This is a genomic window from Paractinoplanes bogorensis (assembly GCF_018829635.1).
Classification (GTDB): domain Bacteria; phylum Actinomycetota; class Actinomycetes; order Mycobacteriales; family Micromonosporaceae; genus Actinoplanes; species Actinoplanes bogorensis.
Genome location: NZ_JAHKKG010000006.1, coordinates 498954 through 523798, shown reverse-complemented (window position 1 = coordinate 523798; position 24845 = coordinate 498954). Strand labels below are relative to the sequence as shown.

20 protein-coding genes are annotated in these 24845 nt (G+C 69.1%); 16 read left to right on the top strand and 4 right to left on the bottom strand.

From position 1 onward, the window contains the following. The first annotated feature begins 56 nt into the window (after window positions 1–56). From KOI35_RS21535 to KOI35_RS21490, 10 genes are all read left to right on the top strand, one after another. Window positions 57–1760, top strand: coding sequence for a ThuA domain-containing protein (locus tag KOI35_RS21535; protein ID WP_215789294.1), 1704 nt, complete (start codon window positions 57–59; stop codon window positions 1758–1760). A gap of 12 nt (window positions 1761–1772) precedes the next feature. Then, window positions 1773–2900 carry an inositol-3-phosphate synthase gene (locus KOI35_RS21530; protein ID WP_215789293.1) on the top strand — a complete coding sequence of 376 codons (1128 nt, stop codon included), beginning with the start codon at window positions 1773–1775 and terminating at the stop codon, window positions 2898–2900. Then, window positions 2893–3981, top strand: coding sequence for an SCO3242 family prenyltransferase (locus KOI35_RS21525; protein ID WP_215789292.1), 1089 nt, complete (start codon window positions 2893–2895; stop codon window positions 3979–3981). Before KOI35_RS21530 ends, KOI35_RS21525 begins: the two co-directional genes overlap by 8 nt. Then, a complete protein-coding gene (locus KOI35_RS21520; RefSeq protein ID WP_215789291.1) occupies window positions 3978–4787 on the top strand; it encodes a sugar phosphate isomerase/epimerase family protein in 810 nt (269 codons plus the stop codon). Before KOI35_RS21525 ends, KOI35_RS21520 begins: the two co-directional genes overlap by 4 nt. Beyond that, entirely contained in the window at window positions 4787–5359 is a 573-nt protein-coding gene (locus KOI35_RS21515) for an EboA domain-containing protein (protein WP_215789290.1), read from the top strand. The genes KOI35_RS21520 and KOI35_RS21515 overlap by 1 nt, the downstream gene beginning before the upstream one ends. Further along, a complete protein-coding gene (locus tag KOI35_RS21510; RefSeq protein ID WP_215789289.1) occupies window positions 5359–6210 on the top strand; it encodes a TatD family hydrolase in 852 nt (283 codons plus the stop codon). The genes KOI35_RS21515 and KOI35_RS21510 overlap by 1 nt, the downstream gene beginning before the upstream one ends. Further along, window positions 6210–7310 (top strand): metabolite traffic protein EboE, encoded by a 1101-nt coding sequence (gene eboE / locus KOI35_RS21505; RefSeq protein WP_215789288.1) that lies wholly within the window; start codon window positions 6210–6212, stop codon window positions 7308–7310. The genes KOI35_RS21510 and eboE overlap by 1 nt, the downstream gene beginning before the upstream one ends. Beyond that, window positions 7307–8659, top strand: coding sequence for an alkaline phosphatase family protein (locus tag KOI35_RS21500; RefSeq protein ID WP_215789287.1), 1353 nt, complete (start codon window positions 7307–7309; stop codon window positions 8657–8659). The genes eboE and KOI35_RS21500 overlap by 4 nt, the downstream gene beginning before the upstream one ends. Beyond that, window positions 8656–9726, top strand: a complete 1071-nt coding sequence (locus KOI35_RS21495) for a polyprenyl synthetase family protein (protein ID WP_215789286.1) — start codon at window positions 8656–8658, stop codon at window positions 9724–9726. Before KOI35_RS21500 ends, KOI35_RS21495 begins: the two co-directional genes overlap by 4 nt. Before the next feature lie 259 nt (window positions 9727–9985). Continuing rightward, window positions 9986–10573: an NUDIX hydrolase gene (locus KOI35_RS21490; RefSeq protein WP_246613452.1), complete on the top strand. Its 588-nt coding sequence runs from the start codon at window positions 9986–9988 to the stop codon at window positions 10571–10573. A 26-nt stretch (window positions 10574–10599) separates the two neighbouring features. Here the strand turns inward: KOI35_RS21490 and KOI35_RS21485 are convergent, their stop codons facing one another. Continuing rightward, complete coding sequence (locus tag KOI35_RS21485) at window positions 10600–10995, bottom strand: nuclear transport factor 2 family protein (protein WP_215789285.1); 396 nt, start codon at window positions 10993–10995, stop codon at window positions 10600–10602. 45 nt (window positions 10996–11040) lie between these two features. Here KOI35_RS21485 and KOI35_RS21480 point away from each other — a divergent pair, with 45 nt between their 5' ends. Next, on the top strand, window positions 11041–11577 hold the full coding sequence (locus KOI35_RS21480) for a TetR/AcrR family transcriptional regulator (RefSeq protein WP_215789284.1): 537 nt from the start codon (window positions 11041–11043) through the stop codon (window positions 11575–11577). On the opposite strand, the gene KOI35_RS21475 is transcribed toward KOI35_RS21480, so the two are convergent. Continuing rightward, window positions 11554–12444: an SDR family NAD(P)-dependent oxidoreductase gene (locus KOI35_RS21475; protein ID WP_215789283.1), complete on the bottom strand. Its 891-nt coding sequence runs from the start codon at window positions 12442–12444 to the stop codon at window positions 11554–11556. The two genes, KOI35_RS21480 and KOI35_RS21475, sit on opposite strands and share 24 nt — an antisense overlap. Before the next feature lie 93 nt (window positions 12445–12537). On the opposite strand from KOI35_RS21475, the gene KOI35_RS21470 reads away from it, so the two are divergent. Further along, window positions 12538–13053, top strand: a complete 516-nt coding sequence (locus tag KOI35_RS21470) for a TetR/AcrR family transcriptional regulator (protein WP_215789282.1) — start codon at window positions 12538–12540, stop codon at window positions 13051–13053. Here the strand turns inward: KOI35_RS21470 and KOI35_RS21465 are convergent. Continuing rightward, on the bottom strand, window positions 13034–14545 hold the full coding sequence (locus KOI35_RS21465; RefSeq protein ID WP_215789281.1) for a copper resistance CopC family protein: 1512 nt from the start codon (window positions 14543–14545) through the stop codon (window positions 13034–13036). The genes KOI35_RS21470 and KOI35_RS21465 overlap by 20 nt on opposite strands. 135 nt (window positions 14546–14680) lie before the next feature. On the opposite strand from KOI35_RS21465, the gene KOI35_RS21460 reads away from it, so the two are divergent. The 3 genes from KOI35_RS21460 to KOI35_RS21450 are packed head-to-tail and all read left to right on the top strand — an operon-like array spanning window position 14681 to window position 17473. Continuing rightward, window positions 14681–16711, top strand: a complete 2031-nt coding sequence (locus tag KOI35_RS21460; protein ID WP_215789280.1) for a phosphocholine-specific phospholipase C — start codon at window positions 14681–14683, stop codon at window positions 16709–16711. A 55-nt stretch (window positions 16712–16766) separates the two neighbouring features. Further along, window positions 16767–16988: an SDR family NAD(P)-dependent oxidoreductase gene (locus tag KOI35_RS48435; protein WP_215789279.1), complete on the top strand. Its 222-nt coding sequence runs from the start codon at window positions 16767–16769 to the stop codon at window positions 16986–16988. Further along, on the top strand, window positions 16949–17473 hold the full coding sequence (locus KOI35_RS21450; protein WP_215789278.1) for an SDR family oxidoreductase: 525 nt from the start codon (window positions 16949–16951) through the stop codon (window positions 17471–17473). The genes KOI35_RS48435 and KOI35_RS21450 overlap by 40 nt, the downstream gene beginning before the upstream one ends. Before the next feature lie 25 nt (window positions 17474–17498). On the opposite strand, the gene KOI35_RS21445 is transcribed toward KOI35_RS21450, so the two are convergent. After that, complete coding sequence (locus tag KOI35_RS21445; protein WP_215789277.1) at window positions 17499–17717, bottom strand: hypothetical protein; 219 nt, start codon at window positions 17715–17717, stop codon at window positions 17499–17501. Window positions 17718–17873: 156 nt separating this feature from the next. Here KOI35_RS21445 and KOI35_RS21440 point away from each other — a divergent pair, with 156 nt between their 5' ends. Next, on the top strand, window positions 17874–24842 hold the full coding sequence (locus KOI35_RS21440; protein WP_215789276.1) for an NACHT domain-containing protein: 6969 nt from the start codon (window positions 17874–17876) through the stop codon (window positions 24840–24842). Window positions 24843–24845 lie beyond the last annotated feature (3 nt).

The following is a 24845-nucleotide window of genomic DNA, read 5'->3' as shown; positions in this document are numbered from 1 at the left end:
TGGGCGCCCCGCTCCCCCAAGCGGGGCGCTCACCTCCCCTCGTAACAGGAGGTTTCATGCGCAAGGTAGTAGCCGGCGCGGCGACGCTCATCGCCCTGGCCGCGTGCACGTTCACGGCATCACCGGCGTCGGCCGCGGATGCCCCGTACGACGTCCTGGTGTTCTCCAAAACCGCCGGCTTCCGGCACGACGCGATCCCGGTCGGCATCCAGACGATCCGTGACCTGGGTGCGGCCAACAACTTCACGGTCACCGCCACCGAGGACGCGGCCGCGTTCACCACGGGCAACCTGGCCCAGTACGAGGCGGTCGTCTTCCTCAACACCACGGGTGACGTGCTCAACGACACCCAGCAGACCGCCTTCGAGTCGTACGTCCGTGGTGGCGGCGGCTACGTCGGGGTGCACGCCGCGGCCGACACCGAGTACGGCTGGCCCTTCTACGGACAGCTCGTCGGCGCCTACTTCCACTCGCACCCGGCCATCCAGCAGGTGACCGCTCGGGTGCAGGACCGGGCCCACCCGAGCAGCGCGCACCTGCCGCAGGCGTGGACGCGGACGGACGAGCTCTACAACTACCAGACCAACCCGCGCAGCAGCGCCCACGTGCTGGCGACGCTGGACGAGTCGACCTACTCCGGCGGCAACATGGGCGTCGACCACCCGATCGCGTGGTGCAAGACAGTCGACAGCGGCCGCTCCTGGTACACCGGATTCGGGCACACCCAGGCCTCGTACGGGGAAACGAATTTCCGTAATCACCTGCTGGGCGGGCTGCGCTACGCGTCGAACCGGGCCAAGGCCGACTGCCGGCCCGAGACCGGCTACACGACGCTCTACAACGGCAGCACCACCGGATGGTCGCAGGCCGGGCCGGGCAGCTTCAGCAACAGCGACGCCACGCTGAACTCGGTCGGCGGGATGGGCCTCTACTGGTACTCGGCCAAGCAGTTCACGTCCTACTCGCTCAAGGCCGACTGGAAGCTCACCGGCGACAGCAACTCGGGCATCTTCGTCGGCTTCCCCAACCCGGGCAACGACCCGTGGGTGGCCGTGAACCAGGGCTACGAGGTGCAGATCGACGCCACCGACGCGGCCGACCGGACGACCGGCGCGATCTACACCTTCAAGTCGGCCGACGTCGCCGCCCGCGACGCCGCGCTCAACCCGGCCGGCGAGTGGAACGCGTACGAGCTGCTCGTCGAGGGCCAGCGGATCCGGGTCTACCTCAACGGCAAGCTGATCAACGACTTCACCAACACCGACCCGGCCCGCAACCTGGACGGCTACATCGGCATCCAGAACCACGGCTCGGGTGACCAGGCCGCGTTCCGCAACATCCGGATCAAGGAGCTGACCGGGCAGCCGCCGGTCACCAACCTGGCCCTGAACCGGCCGGCGACCGCCTCCAGCGTCGAGAACGGGAGCTACCCGGCCTCCAACGCGGTGGACGCTTCCACGACCACTCGCTGGTCGAGCGCGTTCAGTGACCCGCAGTGGGTCCAGGTTGATCTCGGCTCGGTGCGCACTGTTTCCCGCGTACGCCTGCTGTGGGAGGCCGCCTACGGGTCGGCGTACCAGATCCAGACGTCCACGAACGGCACCACCTGGACCACCGCGCGCTCGGTGACCGGGGGCAACGGTGGCGAGGACGACCTGACCGGGCTCAACGCCCAGGCCCGATACGTGCGCGTTCTCGGCACGACCCGGGCCACCCCGTGGGGCTACTCGCTCTACAACTTCGAGGTATTCGGTAACTGAGGGGGTTCATCCATGTCGACCGGCGTGTGGTTGATCGGAGCACGAGGATCTGTCGCAGTGACCAGCATGGTCGGTGCTACAGCACTACGCGCCGGGCTCGCCGAGCCCCTGGGGTGCGTCACGGAACTGCCTGCGCTGGCGTCGCCGGCCCTACCGGGCTGGGGTTCGCTGGTCTTCGGTGGGCACGACATCAGTGACATCACCCTGGAGAAGAAGGTCGAGAACCTGGTCGCCGCCGGCGTGCTTCCCGCGCGCCCGGCGGCGGCCGTGGCCGACCAGTTGGACGATCTGCAGCGCGAGCTGCGGCCCGTGCCGGTGGCCGCGAACCAGCTCGAGCAGGCACGGCTGATCGCGCAGGACATCGACGACTTCCGGCGGCGGCGCGGCCTGCAGCGGGTCGTGGTCGTCAACGTCTCGTCAACGGAACCCCTTTTCAACGGCGACTTTCCCACCCTTGACGACCTCGAGCGGGCCATGACCGCCTCGGCGCTGCCGTCGAGTTCGGTTTACGCGTACGCGGCCTTCTCCGCCGGATGCCCCTTCGTGGACTTCACGCCGTCGACCGGGGCGCGGTTGCCGGCGCTCATGGAAATGGCTGCCGCCGCCGGGCTGCCCTACGCCGGGCACGACGGCAAAACCGGCGAGACTCTCGTGAAGTCGGTGCTGGCGCCCATGTTCGCGATGCGCAACCTGCGCGTCCGCACCTGGGCCGGCACCAACCTGCTCGGCGGCGGCGACGGCGCCAACCTGGCCGACCCGGCCGCCCGGGCCGCCAAGTCGGGCAGCAAACAGCGGGTGCTTCGCGAGACGCTGGGCTACCAGCCGCAGGGCAGCAGCCACATCGAATACGTGGATGACATCGGTGACTTCAAGACGGCCTGGGACCTGATCACGTTCAGCGGCTTCCTCGGTACGCAGATGCGCATGGAGTTCTCATGGCACGGCTGCGACTCGGCCCTGGCCGCGCCCCTGATCCTCGACCTGGCCCGGCTGACCGCGGCCGCACACGCCGCCGGGCGTACGGGGGCATTGACCGATCTGGCGTTCTTCTTCAAGGACCCGATCGGCGAGGTGCCGCACGCCCTGGCCGAACAGTGGGCGAACCTGGCCGGCTTCGTGCGGGGGCTCGCGAATGACTGAGGCTCCCGCGCGCCCCGCGGCCGTGCCGACCCGGCGGCCGGAACGTCGCCGGCTGCGCTGGCGCGACCTGGCCGAACTGGTGCGGGCGCCCGCGGCGTTGTCCGTTCCGGGCGACACGATCGCCGGGGCGGCCGCGTCCGGTGGGGTGCGCCCGGCCACGCCCGCGCTGGCGGCGGCCTCGATCTGCCTCTACTGGGGTGGGATGGCGGCCAACGACTGGGCCGACCGGGAGCTCGACGCGCGCGAGCGCCCCGAACGACCCATTCCGTCCGGGCGTGTGCGGCCCCGGGAGGCGGCGCTGGTCGCAGCCGGGCTGACCGTCGCGGGCGTGGGGCTGGCCGGACTGGCTGGTGGACGGCGAGCCCTCGCGGTGGCGGCGCCGTTGGCCGGGGCGGTGTGGGCCTATGACCTGTGGGCCAAGAACACTGCGGCCGGGCCCGCGGTCATGTCGGTGTGCCGGGGGCTCGATGTGCTGCTGGGGGCCAGTGGTGGGGACATGTGGCGGGCGGTGCCGTCAGCGTTGACCGTGGCGGCGCACACGTACACGGTTACGGCGTTGTCGCGGCATGAGGTGTTGGGGGCTGCTCCTGGGCTGCCACTGAGGACGCTCGCCGGCACGTTGGGCGTTGCTGTTTCCGCTGTCGTGCCGGCCCGCAGAGCCCAGCCGCCCCGCAGAGTCGACCCGCCCCGCAGAGTCGACCCACCCCGCAGAGTCGACCCACCCCGCAGAGCCCACCCTCCCAAGGGGGCTCCCCCTCGAACATTGTCGCAAGAAATGGGTGCCGGGCGTTTGGCGAGTACCCGCGCCTGTGGACAAGCGGCAATTGTGGATAACTTCCGGACTCTCGCCACGGGTGTGCTGGCGGCCTCCTACCTGGGCGGATACGGGCGCGTGCAGCTCGAAGCAGTCGCCGACCCGAGCGGCGCCGGCATCCGCGCCGCCGTCAAGACCGGCATCACCGACCTCCCCCGGCTTCAGGGGGCGTTGACCGCCAAGGCCGGCTCCCCCGCGTACGGGATCGGGCTGTCCTTGATCCCCCTGCTCGCCCGTCGCCTGGCTCGAAAGGTGTCGCCGACATGAGGTTCGGCTATGGAACCAACGGATTCGGCAACCACCGGCTGCCCGAAGCATTGCGGGTCATCGCCGACCTCGGCTATGACGGCGTGGCTCTCACGCTTGACACCAACCATCTGGACCCGTTCGACGCGGATCTGGCCCAGCGGACGGCGGCCGTCGGCGCCGAACTGCAGCGGCTCGGGCTCGCCGTCGTCATCGAAACCGGGGCCCGATATCTGCTCGACCCGTGGCGCAAGCACTCCCCCACGCTGATGGACGACGATCCGGCGAAACGGCTCGACTACCTGAGAAAGGCCGTACGGGTGGGGGCCGATCTGGGGGCCGAGGCTGTCTCCTTCTGGGCGGGCATCGGCACCCGGTGGGACCGACTCGTCGACGGAACCGGACAGATCGTCGACGAAGCCGGGAAACACAACGTCACACTGGGCTTCGAGCCGGAACCGGGAATGCTCGTCAACGACATCGCGGACTGGCGGCGACTGTACAAAGACCTGGGCCGGCCGGCCAACTTCGGCATCACGCTCGACATCGGGCACTGCCGGTGCCTGGAACCGCTGCCGGTGGCCGACTGCGTGACCGCCGTGGCCGAGCATCTCGTCAACGTGCAGATCGACGACATGCGGCGGGGCACGCACGAGCACCTCGAGTTCGGCGACGGCGAGATCGACTTCCCGCCGGTGCTGGCCGCGCTGGACAGGGAGTACAGCGGGCTGGTCTCGGTCGAACTGCCCCGGCATTCCCATGCGGCGCCGACGATCGCGGCCCGGTCGCTGGACTTCCTGCGCACGGCGCTCAAAGGAGATCGCTGATGACCACACTCGACGACCTGCGGACGACGCTGGCCGGGAACGAGCGGCTGACCGAGGACCTGGACCGCGTACGGGAAAAGCCTGAAGCAGTAGGCGGTCTGTTCCCCGCGGCGGGTCGGCGCTACGGGCGCGAGCCACTGACCGACGGCTGGACGACCGACGAGGCGGCGCGGGCGCTGTTGCTGGCCGGCTCCCCCACCGAAGAGGTGCTGAACGCCTACCGCTACGGGGACACGGCGGAGAAGCTGGCCGTGCTGAAAGCGTTGCCGCTGCTGCCGATCGGCGACGACGGCGTGCCGCTGCTCGAGGACGCGCTGCGCACCAACGACACGCGGCTCGTGGCGGCGGCCCTGGGCCCGTACGCGGACCGCCTGGAACCGGACGCCTGGCGCCAGGCCGTGCTCAAGTGCGTGTTCATGGGCGTGCCGCTCGCGGGTGTGCACCGCCTGCACGAGCGCGCCGACGCGCCCCTGAAGGACATGCTGCGCGCCTTCGCCGCGGAACGCGAAGCCGCCGGCCGTGAGGTGCCCCTCGACGCCCGCAATCTGCTCGACGAGACACAGGAGGCCTGATGCGCATCTTCGATCCGCACATCCACATGACCTCGCGCACCACCGACGACTATCAGCGGATGGCCGATTCCGGCGTACGGGCGGTGGTCGAACCCGCGTTCTGGCTCGGTCAGCCGCGCACCGGGCCGGGGTCGTTCACCGACTACTTCGACTCGATCATCGGGTGGGAACCGTTCCGGGCGAGCCAGTTCGGCATCCGGCATCACGCCACGATCGCGCTGAACCCCAAGGAGGCCAACGATCCGCGCTGCCGGCCGGTGCTCGACCTGCTGCCGCGTTATCTGGCCAAGGACGGCGTGGTGGCGGTGGGCGAGATCGGGTACGACTCGATGACGCCGGCCGAGGACGAGGCGTTCGCGGCCCAGCTGGCCCTGGCCCTCGACCACGAGCTTCCCGCCCTGGTGCACACGCCGCACCGGGACAAGGCGCGTGGCCTGCAGCGCAGTCTCGACGTGGTCAAGGAGTCCGGCATCGATCCGGGCCGGGTCGCGCTCGACCACCTCAACGAGGTCACCGTCGCGGCGGCCAAGGACGCGGGCGTGTGGCTGGGCTTCTCCATCTATCCGGACACGAAGATGTCGCCGGACCGGATGGTGGCGATCCTGCGCGAGTACGGGCCGGAGCGCGTGCTGGTCAACTCGGCCGCCGACTGGGGCAAGTCGGATCCGCTGCTCACCGTGCGGACCGCCGAGGCCATGGCCAAGGACGGCTTCAGCGAGGACGACGTGGACCGGGTGCTGTGGCGCAACCCGGTCGAGTTCTATGCGCAGTCCGGGCGGCTCGACCTGTCCGATGTCACGGACACCGGGGCCACGTTCGCCGGCAACTCGATCCTGCGCGGAGGCAGCTGATGCATCTGAGCTACTGCACCAACGTGCACGCGGCCGAGGACCTCGACGGCATCATCGAGCAGCTGGACACGTACGCCCTGCCGATCCGCCGGCGTCTCGACACCGATGTGCTCGGGCTCGGGCTGTGGCTGGCCGCTCCGGCCGCCGCCGGGCTGGCGGAATCCGAGGAGGACAGACGCCGGTTGCGGCGGGAGCTGGATGCGCGCGGTCTGGAGGTGGTCACCCTCAACGGCTTCCCGTACGAGGCGTTCCAGGCCCCGGTCGTGAAACTCGGCGTCTACTACCCGGACTGGACCTCGCGGGAACGCCTCGACTACACGCTGCGGCTGGCCCGGATCCTGACCGACCTGATGCCGGACGGCGCCACGTACGGCTCGGTGTCGTCGCTGCCGATCGCCTGGCGCACCCCGTGGGACGGCTCGCGGGCGACGGCCGCCTACGGGCATCTCGACGAACTGGCCCGGGGACTGGCGCGGATCGAGGCGGAGACCGGCCGTACGGTGAAGGTCGGTTTCGAACCCGAACCGGGCTGCCTGATCGAGAACACCACTCAGGCGGCCGCGCTGCTGTCCGGAGTGGACACCAATCGGCTCGGCGTCTGCCTCGACCTCGCCCACCTCGCGTGCGCGTGGGAGGAACCGGTGGCCGCCCTCGACCGTTTGAAGCAGGCCGGCGTCCCGGTCGTCAAGGTGCAGGTGTCGGCGGCGCTGGAAGCGGACGATCCCGTTGCGGCGGCTGACGTTCTGCACGCGTACGTGGAACCCAGGTTTTTGCATCAGACCCGATCGGCGGGCGGCGAGGCGACGGATGACCTCGACGCGGCACTCGCCCAGAAGCTGCCCGGGCCGTGGCGCATCCACTATCACGTGCCGCTGCACGCCGAACCGGCCGCGCCGCTGGCCTCGACCGTGCCCGTGCTGCGTGAGGCCCTGCGGGCGTTGCGCGCGAACTCCGATTGCGAGCACTACGACGTGGAGACGTACACGTGGGGGGTCCTCCCCGAAGAGCAGCGGCCCAAGGACGCGGCCGGGCTGGCCGACGGGATCGCGGCCGAGCTGGCCTTCGCCCGCGACGAGCTGTCGGCGGCGGTGACCCGATGAGCCGGCTGCTCGTGCTCGACGTGGTCGGGCTGACCCCGCGACTGCTGGCCCACATGCCGAAGCTGCGGGCCGTGGCGGACAAGGGCTTTCAGGCCCCGCTGGGTACGGTGTTGCCGGCCGTGACCTGTTCCGCGCAGTCCACGTTTCTCACCGGCGTCATGCCGAGCGAGCACGGGATCGTCGGGAACGGCTGGTACTTCCGGGAACTGGGCGAGGTGTTCCTCTGGCGGCAGCACAACGCGCTCGTCGGCGGCGAGAAGATCTGGGACGCGGCCCGCAAGCAGCAGCCCGGCTTCACGGTCGCCAACGTCTGCTGGTGGTACGCGATGGGCGCCCAGGTCGACTGGACCATCACGCCGCGGCCCATCTATCGGGCCGACGGCCGCAAGGAACCGGACTGCTACACCTATCCGCCCGAGCTGCACGACGAGCTGCCGACGTTCCCGCTCTTCACCTATTGGGGGCCGGGCGCCGGGATGCCGTCGTCCCAGTGGATCGTGAACGCGGCGAAACACCTGCTGGACACCCGCAACCCCGATCTGACGCTCGTCTACATCCCGCACCTCGACTACGACCTGCAGCGGTTCGGGCCGTCCTCGCCCCAGGCCGCGGCGGCCGCGGCGGCGCTCGACGAGGTGCTCGCGCCGCTGCTCTCCTTGCCGGACACGACCGTGGTAGCACTTTCCGAGTACGGCATCACCGACGTCAGCCGTCCGGTCGACATCAACCGGATGCTGCGGTCGGAAGGATTACTCGAGGTCTACACCCAGGACGGGATGGAGTACCTCGATCCGTGGGTGTCGCGAGCGTTCGCCGTGGCCGACCATCAGGTGGCGCATGTGTATGTGCGCGATCCTGGTGACGTCGCGGCTGTGGCGAAGCTCTGCTCGACTTTGCCTGGCGTCGATTCCGTTTTGTCGGATAAATCGGATGTCGGGCTGGATCACCCCCGGGCCGGCGAACTCGTGCTGGTGGCCGAACCGGACTCCTGGTTCACGTACTACTACTGGCTCGACGACGCGCGAGCACCCGACTTCGCGCGCAGCGTCGAGATCCACCGCAAACCCGGTTACGACCCGGCCGAGCTGTTCTTCGACCCGGCCGATCCGGGCGCGGCGCGACGGCGGGCGATCACCGCGGTGGCCCGCAAGAAGATCGGCCTCCGGTACGTGATGAACCCGGTCGGACTGGACGCGGGCGCGCAGGCGGTCCGCGGCTCACACGGCCGGCTCCCCACCAACGCCGAGGACGCGCCGGTGCTTCTGTGTTCCGATCCTTCCGCCGTACGGGAATCGGTGTCGGCGGTTGAAGTCAAAGCTCTGCTGCTCGGCCTGGCGGGGTTGTCATGACGCTGGAAGCCACACACGCCCCCGCGAGCGCGGAACTGCGGGAACGCTTCGACACGGCCCTCGCCGCCTTCATCGACCGGCAGGACCCGTCGTGGCCGGACGGCGCACCGCGCGGCGCGCTCGACTCGCTGCGCCGTTTCGTGCTCGCCGGCGGCAAACGGATCCGGCCCACCTTCTGCTACTGGGGCTGGCGCGGCGGCGGAGGCGACGACTGCGACGAGATCGTCAAGGCCGGCGCGGCCCTCGAACTGTTCCACGCGTTCGCGCTGATCCACGACGACATCATCGACGGCAGCGACCGGCGGCGCGGCCAGCCGTCCATGCACCGGTTCTTCGCCACCCTGCACGACCGGCACTCGTGGCGCGGCGACTCGCTGGCCTTCGGCCGGAACACCGCGCTGCTGTGCGGCGACCTCTGCGCGGCCTGGGCCGAACAGATGTTCCACGAGTGCGGCCTGTCCCCCAAGCAGATCCACCAGGGGTACGCGGCGTTCGCGCTGATGCGCACCGAGGTGATCGCCGGCCAGTACCTCGATCTGGTGTCCGGCGTGGGTGACGGCTCGGTGGCGAGCGCGCTGACCGTCATCCGGATGAAGGCGGCCCGCTACACGGTGACAAGGCCGCTGCAGATCGGCGCGTGGCTGGCCGGCGCGCCGCGCGCCCTGTACACGTCGTTCACCGACTTCGGCGACCCGCTGGGCGACGCGTTCCAGCTGCGCGACGACGTGCTGGGCGTCTTCGGCGACCCGACCGTGACCGGCAAGTCCACCCTGGACGACCTGCGCGAGGGCAAGCCGACGGTGATGATGGCGCTGGCCCGCGACGCGGCCACCCGGCCCCAGGCGGCCCGGCTGGCCGAGCTGTTCGGCAACCCCGGCCTCGACACGGACGGGGCCGAGGACCTGCGCACCATCATCATCGACACGGGAGCCTTGAAACAGATCGAACAGATGATTCGCGTACGGGCGGAGGCGGCCCTGACCGCCCTCGACGCGGCGCCGCTCCCGCCGTTCGTGCACGAGGCCCTGACCGACATGGCCACCGCCGCCGTGGACCGCGCGACGTAGAAGCCCTCCGCACGGCGCGGCCCCCACTCGAGACGAGTGGTGGGCCGCGCCCAGCTCTATTTACCTGGGGGCGACCCCCAGACCCCACGTTACGGTGGGCACGCCGATCGCGGACGGTGGCGGCTGAGTCGGGGTTGCGTCCTCCGGCCGGTCTGCGCGACACCGGCACATACGGGGTGGCGGCCCGGTGGCCCGGAAATGAAGGCGACAGGCGACAGCCGCTGTCAGCCGACCCGGCAGGTACTGGAGTACAACCCGGATGGCGTACGGCTACTTTGCGCTTATGAGGATCGAGCCGAAGCGAGCCAGTGAATGGACCATCCACGGCGAGCGCGTAGTAGACGACACCCGCAAGGCGGTGCTGAGCATTGCGGACGTGGAACTACCCGACGGCGTCCGCTTCGAGCAGTACGTTCTGCGTATCCCGGCCGCCGCGATGGTCATCGTGCTCGACGACGACGAACGTGTGCTGATGATGTGGCGGCACCGATTCATCGTGGACAGCTGGGTCTGGGAGCTTCCCGGCGGCTACCTCGATCCGGCCGAGGATTCCATGACCTGCGCCGCCCGTGAGGTCGAGGAAGAAACCGGCTGGCGGCCGCGCAGCATCGAGAAGCTGATCGGCTTTCAGCCGATGGTCGGCACCATCGACCAGGAAAACATCGTCTACCTCGCCCGCGGCGCCGACTTCACCGGCGCGGCCCCGGACATCAACGAAGCCGAACGCCTCGGCTGGATCCCGCTCGACGAGATCCAGCAGCACATCGACAACGGCTCCATCGTCGGTGCCGGCTCCGTCTCCGGCCTGCTCGCCCTGCTGTTGTGGAAGGCGACCGGCAAACTTTAGGTGCCGGCCAGAACCGGCCGGGCCAGTCAAGGGTGCAGTGGGCGGCGGCGCGGGTGGACGATGCGGTGGGTGATGCGCCAGCCGGCGTCCACGCGTTCGATGGTGTCCTCGTAAGTGACGCTGCCTACCGTGCCGTTGGTCATCACGCCCAAACCCTTGGACAGTGCGTGAACCCGGTCAGGCCCGGCTTCTTCGAGCACGATGTTGGTGACGTGGTGGGCGACCGGGTTGGCGTCGCCCAGGGCCAGCGCGGCCTCGCGGAAAGCGGTTGCGCCGACCAGGATGCCGCCGCCGAGCGCGGTGACGTCGTAGACCGCGTCGGGTGTGAACAAGGTGGCCGCGCCGTCGAAGTCGCCGCTGTCGATCAGATGGCCGTGCCGGTTGAGCAGGTCGGAGATGGCGGTGTGGTCTTCGGGTGTCATGGTGGGCCTTCCTAAACGGGGAAGTCCCCACTAACGTAAGTGGGGATGTCCCCGAATAGCAAGCGCGCCGACGCCGTCCGCAATGCCGCCGTTCTGCTGGAGGCCGCCCGTGAGCTGGCGGCCGAGGTGGGTGGCGACCTCACGCTCGATCAGGTCGCGCGCCGGGCGGGGGTGGGCAACGCGACGCTCTACCGGCACTTCCCGACCCGGGAGGACCTGCTCGCCGCCGTGTACGCCGACGAGGTGACGGCGCTGTGCGACTTCGGCACCGAGCAACTGGGCGCGGACGATCCGGTCGCGGCGCTTTTCGCCTGGCTCGACGCGTTCGTGGCGCACGTGGCCACCAAACGACCCCTCGCGCTGGCCGCCACCGAGGGGCCGGACGGGCGGCGCGGGCAACGGTTCGCCGACTGGCACGCGGCGATCAATGCCACCGCGACCGAACTGGTGGAGCGGGCACGGCTGCGCGCCGGCGTCTCGACGTCCGATGTGCTCACGCTGGCCTGCGGTGCCGCGCTGGCGTCCGACCCCGAGCAGGCCCGGCGCCTCGTCGGCTTCCTACGCACCGGCCTGGCCGATTAGGGTCAGCGACAACTCCCACAGCCGCGCGGCCCTCTCCGGGTCCAGGGCATAGCCGGCCACACCCCGGCGCACGCCCGGCTGGTGGGGTCCGGCTTCCTGGCAGTCCTCGAAGTACCGCCCAGTGACGCCTTCGACCACGGGGGACGCCGCCAGCAGCACCGAGGTCGCCGCACCCTGCGGGATGTCCTTGACGGTCACACCGGTCGCGCCGGCCGGATCGAACGAAGCGGGCGGCGCGGCGAGGTGACGGCCAAGGCCCGTACTGGCGATGCGGCCCGGGTTGAGGGCGTTGACGGCGATCCGATCGGGCGCCCAGCGCTTGGCCGCCTCGACCGCGAACAGCACGTTGGCCGTCTTGGACTGGCTGTACGCCTGCCACGGGTCGTACGGGCGCCGGAGGAAGTTGGGGTCGTCGAAGTCGATGTCGCCGTTGATGTGGCCGACCGAACTGACCGACACGACCCGCGCTCCACCGGCCGCCGCCAGGGCCGGATGCAGGCCGACCGCGAGCGCGAAGTGCCCCAGATGGTTGGTGGCGAACTGCAATTCCCACCCTTCCCGCGTACGCGTCGAAGGCGTCGCCATCACACCCGCGTTGTTGACCAGGATGTGCAACGGACCGGTCCACCGGCGCACGAAACGGGCCACCGACTCCTGGTCGGCCAGGTCGAGCGGCTCCACGCGGAAACCAGCGACGTCGGTGTTGCGTACGGCAATCGTCACCTCGGCCCCGGCCGCGGCCAGCACCCGGGCCGTCTCGAGGCCGATCCCCGACCCACCGCCGGTCACGATCGCGCGCCGGCCGGTCAGATCGACCCCTTCGAGGACCTCGGCCGCGGTTGTCGCAGGCCCGAACGAGCCGTTCATGAGCGTTCTCCTCGACTGCTAGAGTGACAAGCGGACCCTGGTCCGGATAGCTCGACAATAAACGGACCGAGGTCCGTTCAGCAAGGGGAGACCATGCGCGCCGACGCCCGCGTCAACCACGACCGGCTGCTCGAGGTCGCCGCCGAGGCGTTCGCGCGGGAGGGCACGGGCGCGTCGCTCAAGGCCATCGCCCGTACGGCCGGGGTCGGCATCGGCACGCTCTACCGCCGCTTCCCGAGCCGCGAGGTGCTGGTCGAGGCGGTCTACCGGCACGAGCTCGAGCAGATCTGCGAGGTCGCCGGCCAGACCTCGCTGCGCGACTGGATGGAGGCGTTCGTCGACTTCATGGCGGCCAAGCACGGCCTCGGCGAGACGCTGCGCGCGATCCTGACCTCGGAGGACGACAAGCAGCAGACCCGCGACCGCCTGACCGGGGCGATCGCCACGCTGATGGCGGACGACGGCACGGTCCGGCCCGGCGTCGACCCGCGCGACCTGCTGATGGCGCTGGGCGGCATCACGATGATCGCGGCCGAGGAGCGTCAGCGCGAGCTGGCCACCCGCCTGATCGACCTGCTGCTGCGGGGCGTCAGCTCAGATCGAGCGTGAACTCGGCCCGCTGCACCCGGCCGTCCACCTGGAACTCGAGGAACGCCCGGTAGCGGGCCGCCGCCGGGATCGAAACGTTGAACCGGATCGCGCCGTCGACCAGCTCGGCGTCCGGGTGGACGTGCACGTAGCCGAGATCACCCTCCCGCAGGACCACCAGATGCCCGTACGCCCCCAGGTAGCGCTCGAGCGTCACCGGACCCTGGCTGCGGGCCACCCGGAACAGCATCGGAACCGTGCTGCCGGGCTTCGGCGCGCCCTCGACGGACACCAGGAAGTCACCTGCCTGCGCGATCGTCTGCGGGGCGGGCAGCTCGGCGAGCTTGGCGTCGCCCGGCACGAGATGGTCGGCGCCGAGCACCAGCGGGGTCGTGGCGCCGTCGGCGGTGGACAGGCTGAAGTCGGCGAACACGCGGTAGGCGCCCGGCTGCGGCAGCTTGAGCGGCACCGACCACAGGCCGTCGGGGGCCATCGTGGGGTGCAGATGCTGGAAGCCGTCCAGGCCACGACCGGCCACGACCAGATGCAAAGGCTTTTCGTGTACGACGGCATAACGGGTCGCGGGCTGCCCGTCGGTGCCGACGATCCGGAACGTGTAGTCGATCGTGCTGCCCCTGGCCTGCGACCGGTGTTCCGGCTGCAGGGTCCAGCCCTGGTCGCTGACCGAGGTGCCGAGCGCGTCCACACTGGCCGTGCCGCCGTTGCCGCCGTGCTGATGCCCGCCCGCCCCCGAGTAGGCCGCGGGTGCCGCCGGCGTTGTGGACGGCGGCGCGTCGGCCACTGTGGCCCGCCCGAGCGCGTACCCGCCGATCAGCGCGACCACGACACCGCCGACCGCGATCGGAACGACCGGCACCCGCCCGAAGGACGGCCGCCGGAACCCTCTCCGCCGCCAGATCAGGAACCCGCCGACCAGAGCCGCCCCGCCGACGCCCCAGCCCACCCAGGCGAGCCAGGTGCTGCCGCCGCCGTCACCGGCGGGCACCGGAGCCGCACTCGGCTGCTCACCAGGTGGCGCCCAGCCCGCCGGGGCCTGGGTGGCGGGCCCGGTGTACTTGAACGTCACTGTCCCGTGCACCGGATCCCCGTCCGAGGCCGTCGACTGATAGTCGACCTTGTACTCCCCCGGCCCCGGCAGATACGCCACCCGCACCCGGGCCGGGAACCCGGTCCTGTACTGCCGCGGCTCGAACTTCCCGTTCTCCATGAAGTACTCGGTCACCGGCTTGTCGAGCGGCCGCGGCGACGCGTGCTCCCACCCGTTGTCCACCCGTCCGCCGCCGGGCGCCGTGATCGAGAAGGTCGCACTGTCCTGCACCTTCTCGGTGAAGTACAGCTCCACGCTCGCCACCGGCGCGTCGACCGTCGCCCCGTTCACCGGGGTGGACATCGCGAGCGTCCCGTGGGCCGAGGCCGGCGACGACGGCAGGCCGAAGAACACGGCGGCGGAGAGTGCGGCGAGGGCGATCAGACCGCGTACGAGGGAACGCATGTCACCATCCTCGGAGAACGTCAACTTTAGTCAAGGCATCGAGATCTTTTTATTCGTACGACGAAAGTATCCCGCCGCACGGACATCGACTTCTGTTAATGGTCAGGCCACCCGGCCGGTCTACCTTCCGGATTCATGGCTGAGTTGGATCGCCGCACCTTCCTGCAGATGCTCGGCATTCCGGCGATCGCTTCGGCGACGCCCGCGAGCCTCGACAAGGCCCTCGCCATCCCGGCGAACGATCGCACCGGGAGCATCGAGGACGTCGAACACGTGATCATCCTGATGCAGGAGAACCGTTCGTTCGACCACTACTTCGGCAGCCTGCGCGGCGTGCGTGGTTTCGCCGACCCTCATCCCGTACGCCTGCCCTCCGGTAAATCGGTCTGGCACCAGCCGAACGGCACCGGGGAACTGCTGCCGTTCCGCCCCGAGGTGCCGGACGTGGGCGACATGTTCCTGCCCGACCCGCCGCACGGCTGGAACGACACGCACGCCGCGTACAACGGCGGCCGCTACGACCAATGGGTTCCCAACAAGGGTGTCCAGACGATGACCCACCACACCCGGGCCGACCTGCCCTACCACTACGCGCTGGCCGACGCCTTCACGGTGTGCGACAACTACCACTGCTCGCTGCTGGGCGCGACCGACCCCAACCGCTACCACATGTGGACCGGCTGGGTCGGCAACGACGGCCGGGGCGGCGGCCCGGTGGTCGACAACGCGGAGGCCGGCTACGACTGGTCGACCTATCCCGAGAAGCTCGAACGGGCGGGTGTCTCGTGGAAGGTCTACCAGGACATCGGTCTCGGCCTGACCGCGGCCGGCTCGTGGGGCTGGACCAGCGACCCGTTCATCGGCAACTACGGCGACAACGCGCTGCTCTACTTCCACCAGTACCAGAACGCGCAGCCCGGCCGGCCCCTCGCCGACAAGGCCAAGACCGGCACCGAGATCAACAAGCTCGGCCGCGACCCGGAGAAGCTGCTCACCGACTTCCGCGCCGACGTCGAGAACGACCGGCTGCCCCGGGTGAGCTGGATCGTCGCGCCGGAGGCGTACACCGAGCACCCGAACTGGGGCCCGCACTACGGCGAGTGGTACGTCTCCCGGGTCATCGACATCCTGGCCGACAACCCGAAGGTGTGGAGCAAGATGGCGCTCTTCGTCACCTACGACGAGGAGGGCGGCTTCTTCGACCACCTGGTGCCGCCGACCCCCGACCCGGCGCGCTCCACGATTTCGACGACCAACGAGATCTTCCCCGGCAGCGAGAGCCACCCTTCCGGTCCGTACGGGCTGGGGGTGCGCGTTCCGATGATCGTGGTCTCGCCGTGGACGCGGGGCGGTTTCGTCGACTCGCAGCTGTTCGACCACACCTCGCTGATCCGCTTCCTCGCGCGCCGGTTCGGACCTTCCGAACCGAACATCACGCCGTGGCGCCGGGCCGTGACGGGCGACCTGACCAGCGCGTTCGACTTCCGCAGCCCGAACCGGCGCCTGGTCGACCTGCCCGGCACGGCGGCGTTCAAGCCGACCGAGCTGACCCGGCAACCGGACGAGGTGCCGGTGCCGCCGGCCGATCCCGCCCTGCCCGGGCAGGAGCGGGGAGTCCGGCCGGCCCGCCCTCTCCCGTACGAGCTGCACGCCGACGGCAAGGCCTCGGCCACCGGTTTCACCGTCGAGTTCGGCAACACCGGCCGCGCCGCCGCGGTCTTCCAGGTGCACTCGGCCGACGCCGCGCACGAGCCACGGACGTACACCGTCGAACCCGGCAAGCGACTGACCGGCATGTGGCCCACCACCGGCGCGTACGACCTGGAGGTGCGCGGCCCCAACGGTTTCTACCGCCACTTCAGCGGCCGGGCGGCCCGGCCCACGGTGGAGGTACGCGGCGCGGGCACCGGCCTCGACATCGTCAACCACGGCGCGGCGCGGGCCCTGGTCAAGGTGGCCAACCGCTACACCGGCAAGGCGACCACGGTGTCAGTCCGCCCCGGCGCGACCCACCAGCACCGCACCCCGACCGTCCACGGCTGGTACGACCTGACCGTCACGGCCGGCGACCTCGAGCGCCGCTACGCCGGCCACCTCGAGAACGGCCGGGAGAGCATCAGCGACCCCGCGATGGCTTTCCCCGGCCGGGTAAACCTGGCCCTCTGACCCCCAGGATTGACCGGGCCTGGGGAAACATCATCCCCGGGCCCAGCCTGGAGGCATGGACCTGAAGAACCGACGTGCCCTGGTGACCGGCGCCTCCTCCGGGATCGGCGCCGCCACCGTCCACGCCCTGCGCGAGGCCGGCGCCCGGGTGGCCGCCGCCGCCCGGCGCACCGACCAGCTGCAGGGCGACCTCAACCTCCCCTGGACGTCACCGACGAGACCTCGATCCGCGCCGCGGTGGCCGCCGCGACCGACGAGTTCGGCGGCCTCGACCTGATCGTCAACGCGGCCGGCATCATGCCGCTGGCCCCCGTGCTGGACGCCGACGTGGCCACGTGGCGCCGAGCCGTGGACACCAACCTGCTGGGCCTGATGCTGGTCACCCACGCGGCCCTCCCCCACCTGATCGAGGCCGCACCCGCCGACATCGTCAACATCTCGTCGATCGGCGGGCGCGAGACCTTCCCCGGGGCCGCCGCCTACCACGCGACAAAGTTCGGCGTGCTCGGCTTCTCCGAGTCGCTGCGCAAGGAGCTGACCACCACCGGCGTACGGGTAAGCGTCGTCGAGCCCGGCTACACAGAAACAGAACTGTTCACCAGCATCGGCGACCGCGAACGGCAGCAGGCCCTGGAAGACGTCATGGCCACCCAGCAGAACCTGACCGGAGCCGACGTGGCCGCCGCGATCCTGCACATCGTGAGCCGCCCACCCCACGTCGTGGTCAACGCCGTGCAGGTCCGCCCCACAGTCCAGGCCTGACCCGGTTGGGTCTGCGGGTCGCGGCCTAGCGTCGGCCCTCCGACTCGCCGCCATCACCGGGCTTCGTGCGCAACAGCAAGGCGAGCAGGTCCCGGGCGGTACGCCGTCGCTCCGGACTACGACTGAACAACGCAGCCGAAGCCGCACCGGTGATCGTAGTGGCGTAGACGAGACTCGCGGCACCGGTCAGCAGACCCTCGTCCCCGAGCAGGATGTCCTTGAGCAGGTCGATGAGAAGTGGCATCGCGGTCCTTCCGGTGAGCTGTGGCGATGCCGTCATTTCGCCCGTCCGGATAGTTTCCGGCGATATCGCTGCCGTCTATGGTGCACTCATGCTGCGAGAACGTGCTCAAGGCCGGATCCGGCTCCGGAAGGCTCGGCGGCTCGGCCGGATCGTTCGGTGACCGCACCCGGCGCCTCGTCCGCCCAGCGATTCGCCGAGGAACTCCAGCGGCTCTATCTCGATGCCGGTTCTCCTGAATATCGGAGACTGATCCAGCAGGCTGCGAGCCGGCAGCCGCCGGTCGTCCTGTCCGACAGCAGCCTGAGCGACTGGCTCAACGGCAAGTCAGTGCCGTCCAACCAGGCGGCTGTACGGTTCCTGGTGACCTATCTGCAGGGGCTCGTCTCCCGGCGTACCGGTCAGCGCGCACCATCCTCGGTCGACAGTTGGCTGCACCTGCATCGACAGGCAAAACAAGATCGCCGGGCCAAGCGGGGCGGACGCCCGTCCAAGCGCCCAGCCCCGCCCGCCGCGCCGCCGATCCCACCGGAATTGGCCGGGCTGCTGCGGCTGATGAACCTCTATGCAGAGGAACACCCATATGGTCGGCCGGGCCAGTCTCTCCATGCACTCTCTACCGTCTATGTCAGCCAGAGCGTGGCCAGCCCGGTCGAGGCCCGCCGCCAGATCCTGGACCCGGAGCTCGACGAAGTAGCCATGGTCGAGGAAGACCGTCGCGTCACCCGGCTGGCCCAGCCCTTCGACGAGGTCTTCGGCGAGTACGACCACTTCGTGATCGACGGTGCGGCTGGCCTCGGCAAGTCGACCCTGGGCCGCATCCTCGTCGGTGATCTCGTCGGTGCCCTGCTCGACGGCAAGGAGAGCCGGTTTCCCGACGCCGGGCTGGTACCGGTCATTCTCCCGGCTCGCATTCTCGCCAAGCACGTCAGCCAACCTTGGGGCGAGGCGCTACGGGACGCGGTGAACGCCGAGTACGGCTTGTTGGGTGATGGTGTCGTCGCCGCCGACACCTTCTTACGGCCGATCGCCGGGCGGGACTGGCTGGTGGTCATCGACGCGCTCGACGAGATCCCCGACCAGGATGACCGCGATCGACTCCTCAAAGCCCTGTCTACACGGATGATGACGCCGGGATCGGCCCGTTTCCTGGTCACCAGCCGTCCTCTGGTGCCGGGCGAGATCGCCCAGCTGCAAGGTCCACGCGTGGGGTTCTTCGAACTACAACCGTTTGACGCGGCAGCACTGGAGGCGTTCGCTCAGCGGCATTTCAATTCTGCCGCTACGGACCGGGGCGCGGCCGAAGCAGCTGCTTTCCTCAGCCAGATCCGCCTGGCCGGCCTCGACCAGGTGATCACTGTGCCGCTGCTCGCGACGGTCGCCGCGCAAGTCTTCACCGCCCGCCGCCGGGACCAGCCGCTCCCTTCCAACCGATACGAGCTGTACGAGGCCTATATTGCGCACTTCGCAACACGCAACGCCTCCGCGGCCGAGGTGTTCGGCGTCGGCGCTGATCCCGAGCTGTGCGCTTGGCTCGATACACAGCGGACCGTGCTGTTGGAGACACTGGCGGTCGAGTACACCCGCAGCGAAACGCCGTTGGCTGACGTGGCTGTCGACTATGTGCGCAAGCGCGCACCGATGCCGCCGGCAATCCTGCCGGGTTGGGAGACCTCACTCGGCGACTGGTTGTCTCGTTCGGGGGTGCTGGGCCGCCACGGGGTGCGGCTGAGATTCCGGCATCAGACATTCGCCGAGCATCTGGCGGCCACTGCCCGGGCCCGCGAGCTGCCTGCGCCCTTCGGCCCGGCTGACCCCGCGTGGCGCGAGCTGATCAGTCAGTTCCTGCTCGAAGACGTGGCGGCTGAGCAGACCTTGGCCCACTTCCTCCACATGGCCGGTCCCGGGAGCGGGCTGATCGGACATCTTCAGTCGCGCAGCCAGCGTGAGCGCGAGAGGGCCGGCGACTTGATCAGGCTTGGGGTGCCCTGCCGGGACACCGAGCTGAGCGCCTTCCTCGATATGACAGAGGGGCAGATCTATGCCGACACCGACCTGGATCTGCGATCGGCTTCGGGCCTCGCTGCCCATGAGGCGGTCCAAGAGCGGATGTACACCTGGCTAGGCCGTGAGCAGACGCCGGCCCGTGTCAGGATCGCCATCGTCGACATCCTGCGTGAGCGCAGTCCGAGGGCGCGCCATCAGGGTGCCATCCTGCTCGAGAGCGTGGTCAACGACGAAGGACGGCCGGGGGAGGTCCGTCGCGAGGCTGCCGAGGTGCTGGCCAGACTTGGTGAGCCCCACACCACGACAGCGGTTGCTGCGCTCTACACGATCGCGTCCGACCGCAGCGCCACGGGAGAGAACCGGAACGGTGCCGCTGCGGCGTTGGCATCCATCGGCGGTAGGCACCGCACGACGGCGGCTGACCTTTTGCACCAAGTCGCCGAGGACCCTGGAATCGTCGGCTGGTATCGCCGCCAGGCCGCGGAAAACCTGGCCCGCCTCGGACCGGACGCGCGGACCCGCGCCGCTGAGCTGTTGCACCGTCTAGCAGTGGACACCGCTGTGGACCCCTCGTCCCGCCGATCGGCCGCCGAGAGCCTAGCGGCGTTGGGCGGCGACCACCGCCGCCGTGCCATCGCCGCCCTTCAACAGAGCCCGAGCGTCGGATGGGCTGTTGATGACTCTCGGCTCTGGTCAGCGGCCGCGGCCCTGCTCAAGTCCGGCGGGCGGGAGACTGCCGTGGACTTGTTGCGCCAGGTCTGCGAGGACACCTCGGTGCACGAACTCATCCGGCTCAACGCTGCCAAGGAACTGGCCGGCCTCGGGGGACGTCCGCGCGCCGATGCAGCCCGATATATGAGGGATATCGCGGTATCCATTCTCCTGGAGTCAACGCGGTACTCCGCGGCAGCGGCACTCGTTGACCTCGGTCCTACCTTTCAGGGGCTGAGTACGGAGGCGCTGACCAGCGTTGCCGAAGACTCAGCCCTCGACGCTGATGCGCGTGGTCCAGCAGCACGCCTGCTCGCACGTTACGGTGGCACCGCCCGCGAAGTCGCAGTGCGGACAATGATGACGCTCGCCACTACCACCGGGCCGGAGTTGAGTGGTCGCGCTGACGCGGCACTGGAACTGGCGAATCTCGATGAGTCACATCGAGAAGGCGTTACTCGACTGTTCCGTGAGTGGCTGACCGATCCCCGAATCACCCCGACCAACCGGATCCTGGCATCGGTCATTCTGATATCACTGGAGCCGGATTCCACGGCGACGGGAAGCGAAACCCTGTTCCAGCTGGCGAACAGTGCAGATGGCCATCATGAAGCCCGGATGCTTGCCGCGAATACCCTGGTCGAGCTGCCTGGTAACAATGTCGACCGGGCTATGGAGCTGTTGATAACTGCCGCGAACGATCTGTCCTCTGAGGAAGCACAACGCCAGACAGCTGCGGTGAGACTTGCAGAGGTGGGCGATACCCGGCGCGGACAAGCCGCCGAGTTTCTTCGCCACCTCGGGCTAACCACGAACGACTCATATCAGTACGCCACGGCACTCCACGAACTTGCTGAACTGGGTGATGCTTACTCGGCCGAGGCGAGCTTGCTCTTGGCCCGCCGCTCAGCCGATCCGTGGATCCGGGATTTCGGGACGGCGTTTGTCGTCTATCGTCTGCGCGACCTCTCCCCCGCTTCGACGGAGGCTGCTGCCAGCCTGGTTGCCCAAATCGTTGATGATCCGCTGCGCGACGAGCCGAGCCTGTTCCCCGACGACGTTGCTATGTTCGACCGCTGTCGTCCCGGGGTCGCTGCGAAGATCTACGCCCATAAAATGCGATACGGCAACTTTGATGTTTTCGAGAGTTGTGAGGCGGCCGAGGAACTTGTCCGGACCGACAAGAGGTACCGCGATCTCGTAGTCAAAGAGTTGCGTGCGACCGCGGTCGACATGCCTGATGCCAGCGTCGATCGGGTTCTACCACTTGCCCTCGCGGAGTCGTTGGAAGCGGACGACCGACGAGCGTACTCGGCTGTGCTTGCGAACGTCGTTGGGAATCCCGACGTTGTGCCGCGACTCGCCGTAATGGCTGCGCGGTTTCTAGAGAAGGAGGACTCGGCTCTACGGGGCCAAGTGGTCGGTGCCTTCCGTCGGTTGAGCGGGGACGTCCGTCTCTATTTCGGTTGGCGGCTCTGGGCGATGGAGCGACTGATATCGCATGGTTCTGCGACCATTGCTGACTCTGCCCACGACTTACTGAGCAATCCGACATTGCCTTTCTCAGAACGCTTGCGGATGTCCCGGTTACTCGCGGGTGCGGGTGTTACGGCGCCGTCCGATCGCTCGATCCTGGAGGAGACCGAACGTGCTCCCGTCGTCGATGACGACAATCGGATCGCTGGTGCGAAGGCGATGCTCGGACTCGGCGCCGAACATACGGACCGGGCGGCCGCGATGCTCCTCGGCGTCATGTCCGACCCTGTGGCGCCAGCGCATGAACGGCTCAGAGCGGCACAGACTCTAGCCGGCGTCGACGGATTGCGGGCATCCTTGGGCGGTGCGCTGGCCGAGCGGCTGCTGACCGAAGAACACGCAGGAATCGTCGATCGAGCCGTAGGCGCCGCATTTCTGGCATGGATGCGGCCGGAAACCCGATCGTTGGCCGGCGAGTTGCTCGTCGGCCTGGTGAACGGTACGCGTTTGGCGAATCGCCTCCCGATAGCCGCCATGCTGGCCAACAATCGGGGGCGTGTCCCCGTGGCTGAACGAGTTCGCGCCGAGATCGCCGCCGATCCGTCCGAGAGCGACCCGATCCGAATGGAAGCGCTCGAGGAACTGGCCGGTTCGATCGGTGGGCGGGAGCAATCTGGTGTTCTTGCCGCCGATATAGCTGCGGACCCGACAGTTGCGGCGGAGATTCGGGTGCGCGCGGCGATCCTGTTTGCCCGAGTCCGGCCGGAGGAGCGCGCGCGTGCCATAGCGGAGTTGAATCGGATAGCTGATTCGGTGACCGCGGATGTCGAACGCGTGAAGGCAGCCCATCTCGTGGCCAAGGCCGATCGCGGGCAACGCGATCGGCTCGCCGATCTTCTATTGGCGCTGGCTGAGGATCCGATGCAGAACGGGGCGGTCCGTCGTGAGGCGGCGACGGTGCTGAGCCGGTTCGGGGATGAGGCCTCGGACCGCGCCGCCGACGCCCTAGCAGCTCTCGCTGACGACCCGAGCGAGCTGTCTTCTGAACGCGTGGAAGCCGTCCGGGGGCTGCTCGGAATGTTGCGGCAGCGGCGGCGAGGACTGGAGCTATTGCGAGGCCTTGCTGCCAATCGGGACCAGAACGACGAGGAGCGCGTCTCTGCCTTGTGGGAACTCGTCCAGATCGACACACGGGAACGGGTGGAAGCTGCGACGGTCATGTTCGCGGTAGCGACAGATCCCGATGTGGCTGACGGATCGCGCTATCTGGCCGTTGTCGCGCTTTTCGAGGTCGTTGGCGTCGAAGACGACCGGCCGGCCACGGCGGCTCGCGGACTCGTCGCCGATCTCACCGTCGGTGGCCATTGGCGTCGGCAGGCGGCCGCCCTCCTCTATCGACATGGCGGCGTGAGCCGCACGGAATCCTGTGATCTGCTGCGATGGCTCGCCACCGACCGAGCGGTCTCCGCGAGCGATCGTGTGGAAGCGATTCGGGATCTGATGCGGTTCAGTCCCGCATCCAGCACCCTCGAATCCTTGCTGGGAGACCTGATCCAAGAACCGGGCGTTGCCGCCTCCGATCGGTGCCGTGCCGCGGTGACCCTCGCCGGTTTCGGGGAACCTGCACGTGTCGACGCGATTCGCCTGTTGGCCGGCCAGGCCGAGCGTGCTGACGCCTTCCACCGGTTCGCGATGCTCGATCAACTCTGCGACCTCGGTCCCTCAGCTCGCGGCCTCGCCGGCCGTCAGTTGCGCGAACTGGCCGCTTCCCCAGGCGGCCATCTGGTTCAGGCCATCGCTTCGGCACGGTTGGTCAGTGTTGACGGCGAGCATGACGGCCGAGCCGTGCGCCGCCTCACGGCAGTGGCCACCGATACCGAAAACGACGCCAACAGCCGGCTTTGGGCTGTGGCCTGGCTGGTGCGTCTGGGTCCGGTGCATGTCGAGCTGGCTACTGACCTGCTGATAACAATGACCGACGGGCCCGGCCTACGGGTCTGGGAGCGACTGGCTGCGGCGCAGCTGATGGCGAGACTTGGTTCGGAGTGCCGCCGCCGTGCGGCCTCCTCGCTCGCCGTCCTGATACGGGCCGATGCCGGCGATGCCTGGGAGCGGGCGGACTGCGCAGTGGCCCGCGAGTCTCTGGGCACCGACAATCGGGCCGAGACGCTCGAGATCTTGGCCCAGCTCGCTCTCGACCCAGCGGTGGGCGTCGATGAGGTTGGCTACATAGCCCGTCAGCTCATGATTTACGGTCCTGAGGCCCGCCCGACGGCGGTGGCCGCGCTGAAGCGGGTAGCCACTGACCGGAACGCTGACTCCGAGGGCCGGGCGGAAGCCGCCGCTACCCTGATTCAGCTGGGCGGCGATCATGCCACCACGGCTCTCGATGTCTTCGGCGAGCTGACCTCTGGCGCAAGGCAAACCGAATTCGAGCGAGCTCTGGCCCGCGCCGCTCTGGCCGAGGTACGCCCGGCCGAGCAAGGTACCGCCGTGCAGGCGTTGACGGCCGTGGCCCGTGACCCGTCGGCCTCGGTGGAACAACGGGGATGGGCGGCTTCCAAGCTGGCAGGTCTGTCGATCGGGGCTCGCCGAGCCGGTCTCGAGGTGCTTCGCGGTCTGGCGGCCGGACCAGTAACCGATGCACAGATGGCCTTGGTAAAAGCCGACCTCGCCCGCTGGGACGCTTCCATCCGGCCGGCCGCCGCGGCGGCCGTTGAGCGATTCGTATCGGAACCAGCCGACGGGGCGACGTTGGTGGGAATGGCTGGACACCTCGCGTGGCTCGCCGCCGATCCGAGCCACGGGGCGAGCCTGCTCCATCGATACGCGCGCGATCTCGACTTCACACCTGAGGTGCGGCGAAGAGCCCACCGAGACTGGGTCGCCCGGTCGCCGGAGTGGAACTGGGTAGGTCCGGCCCGTCTCCGCTGAAGG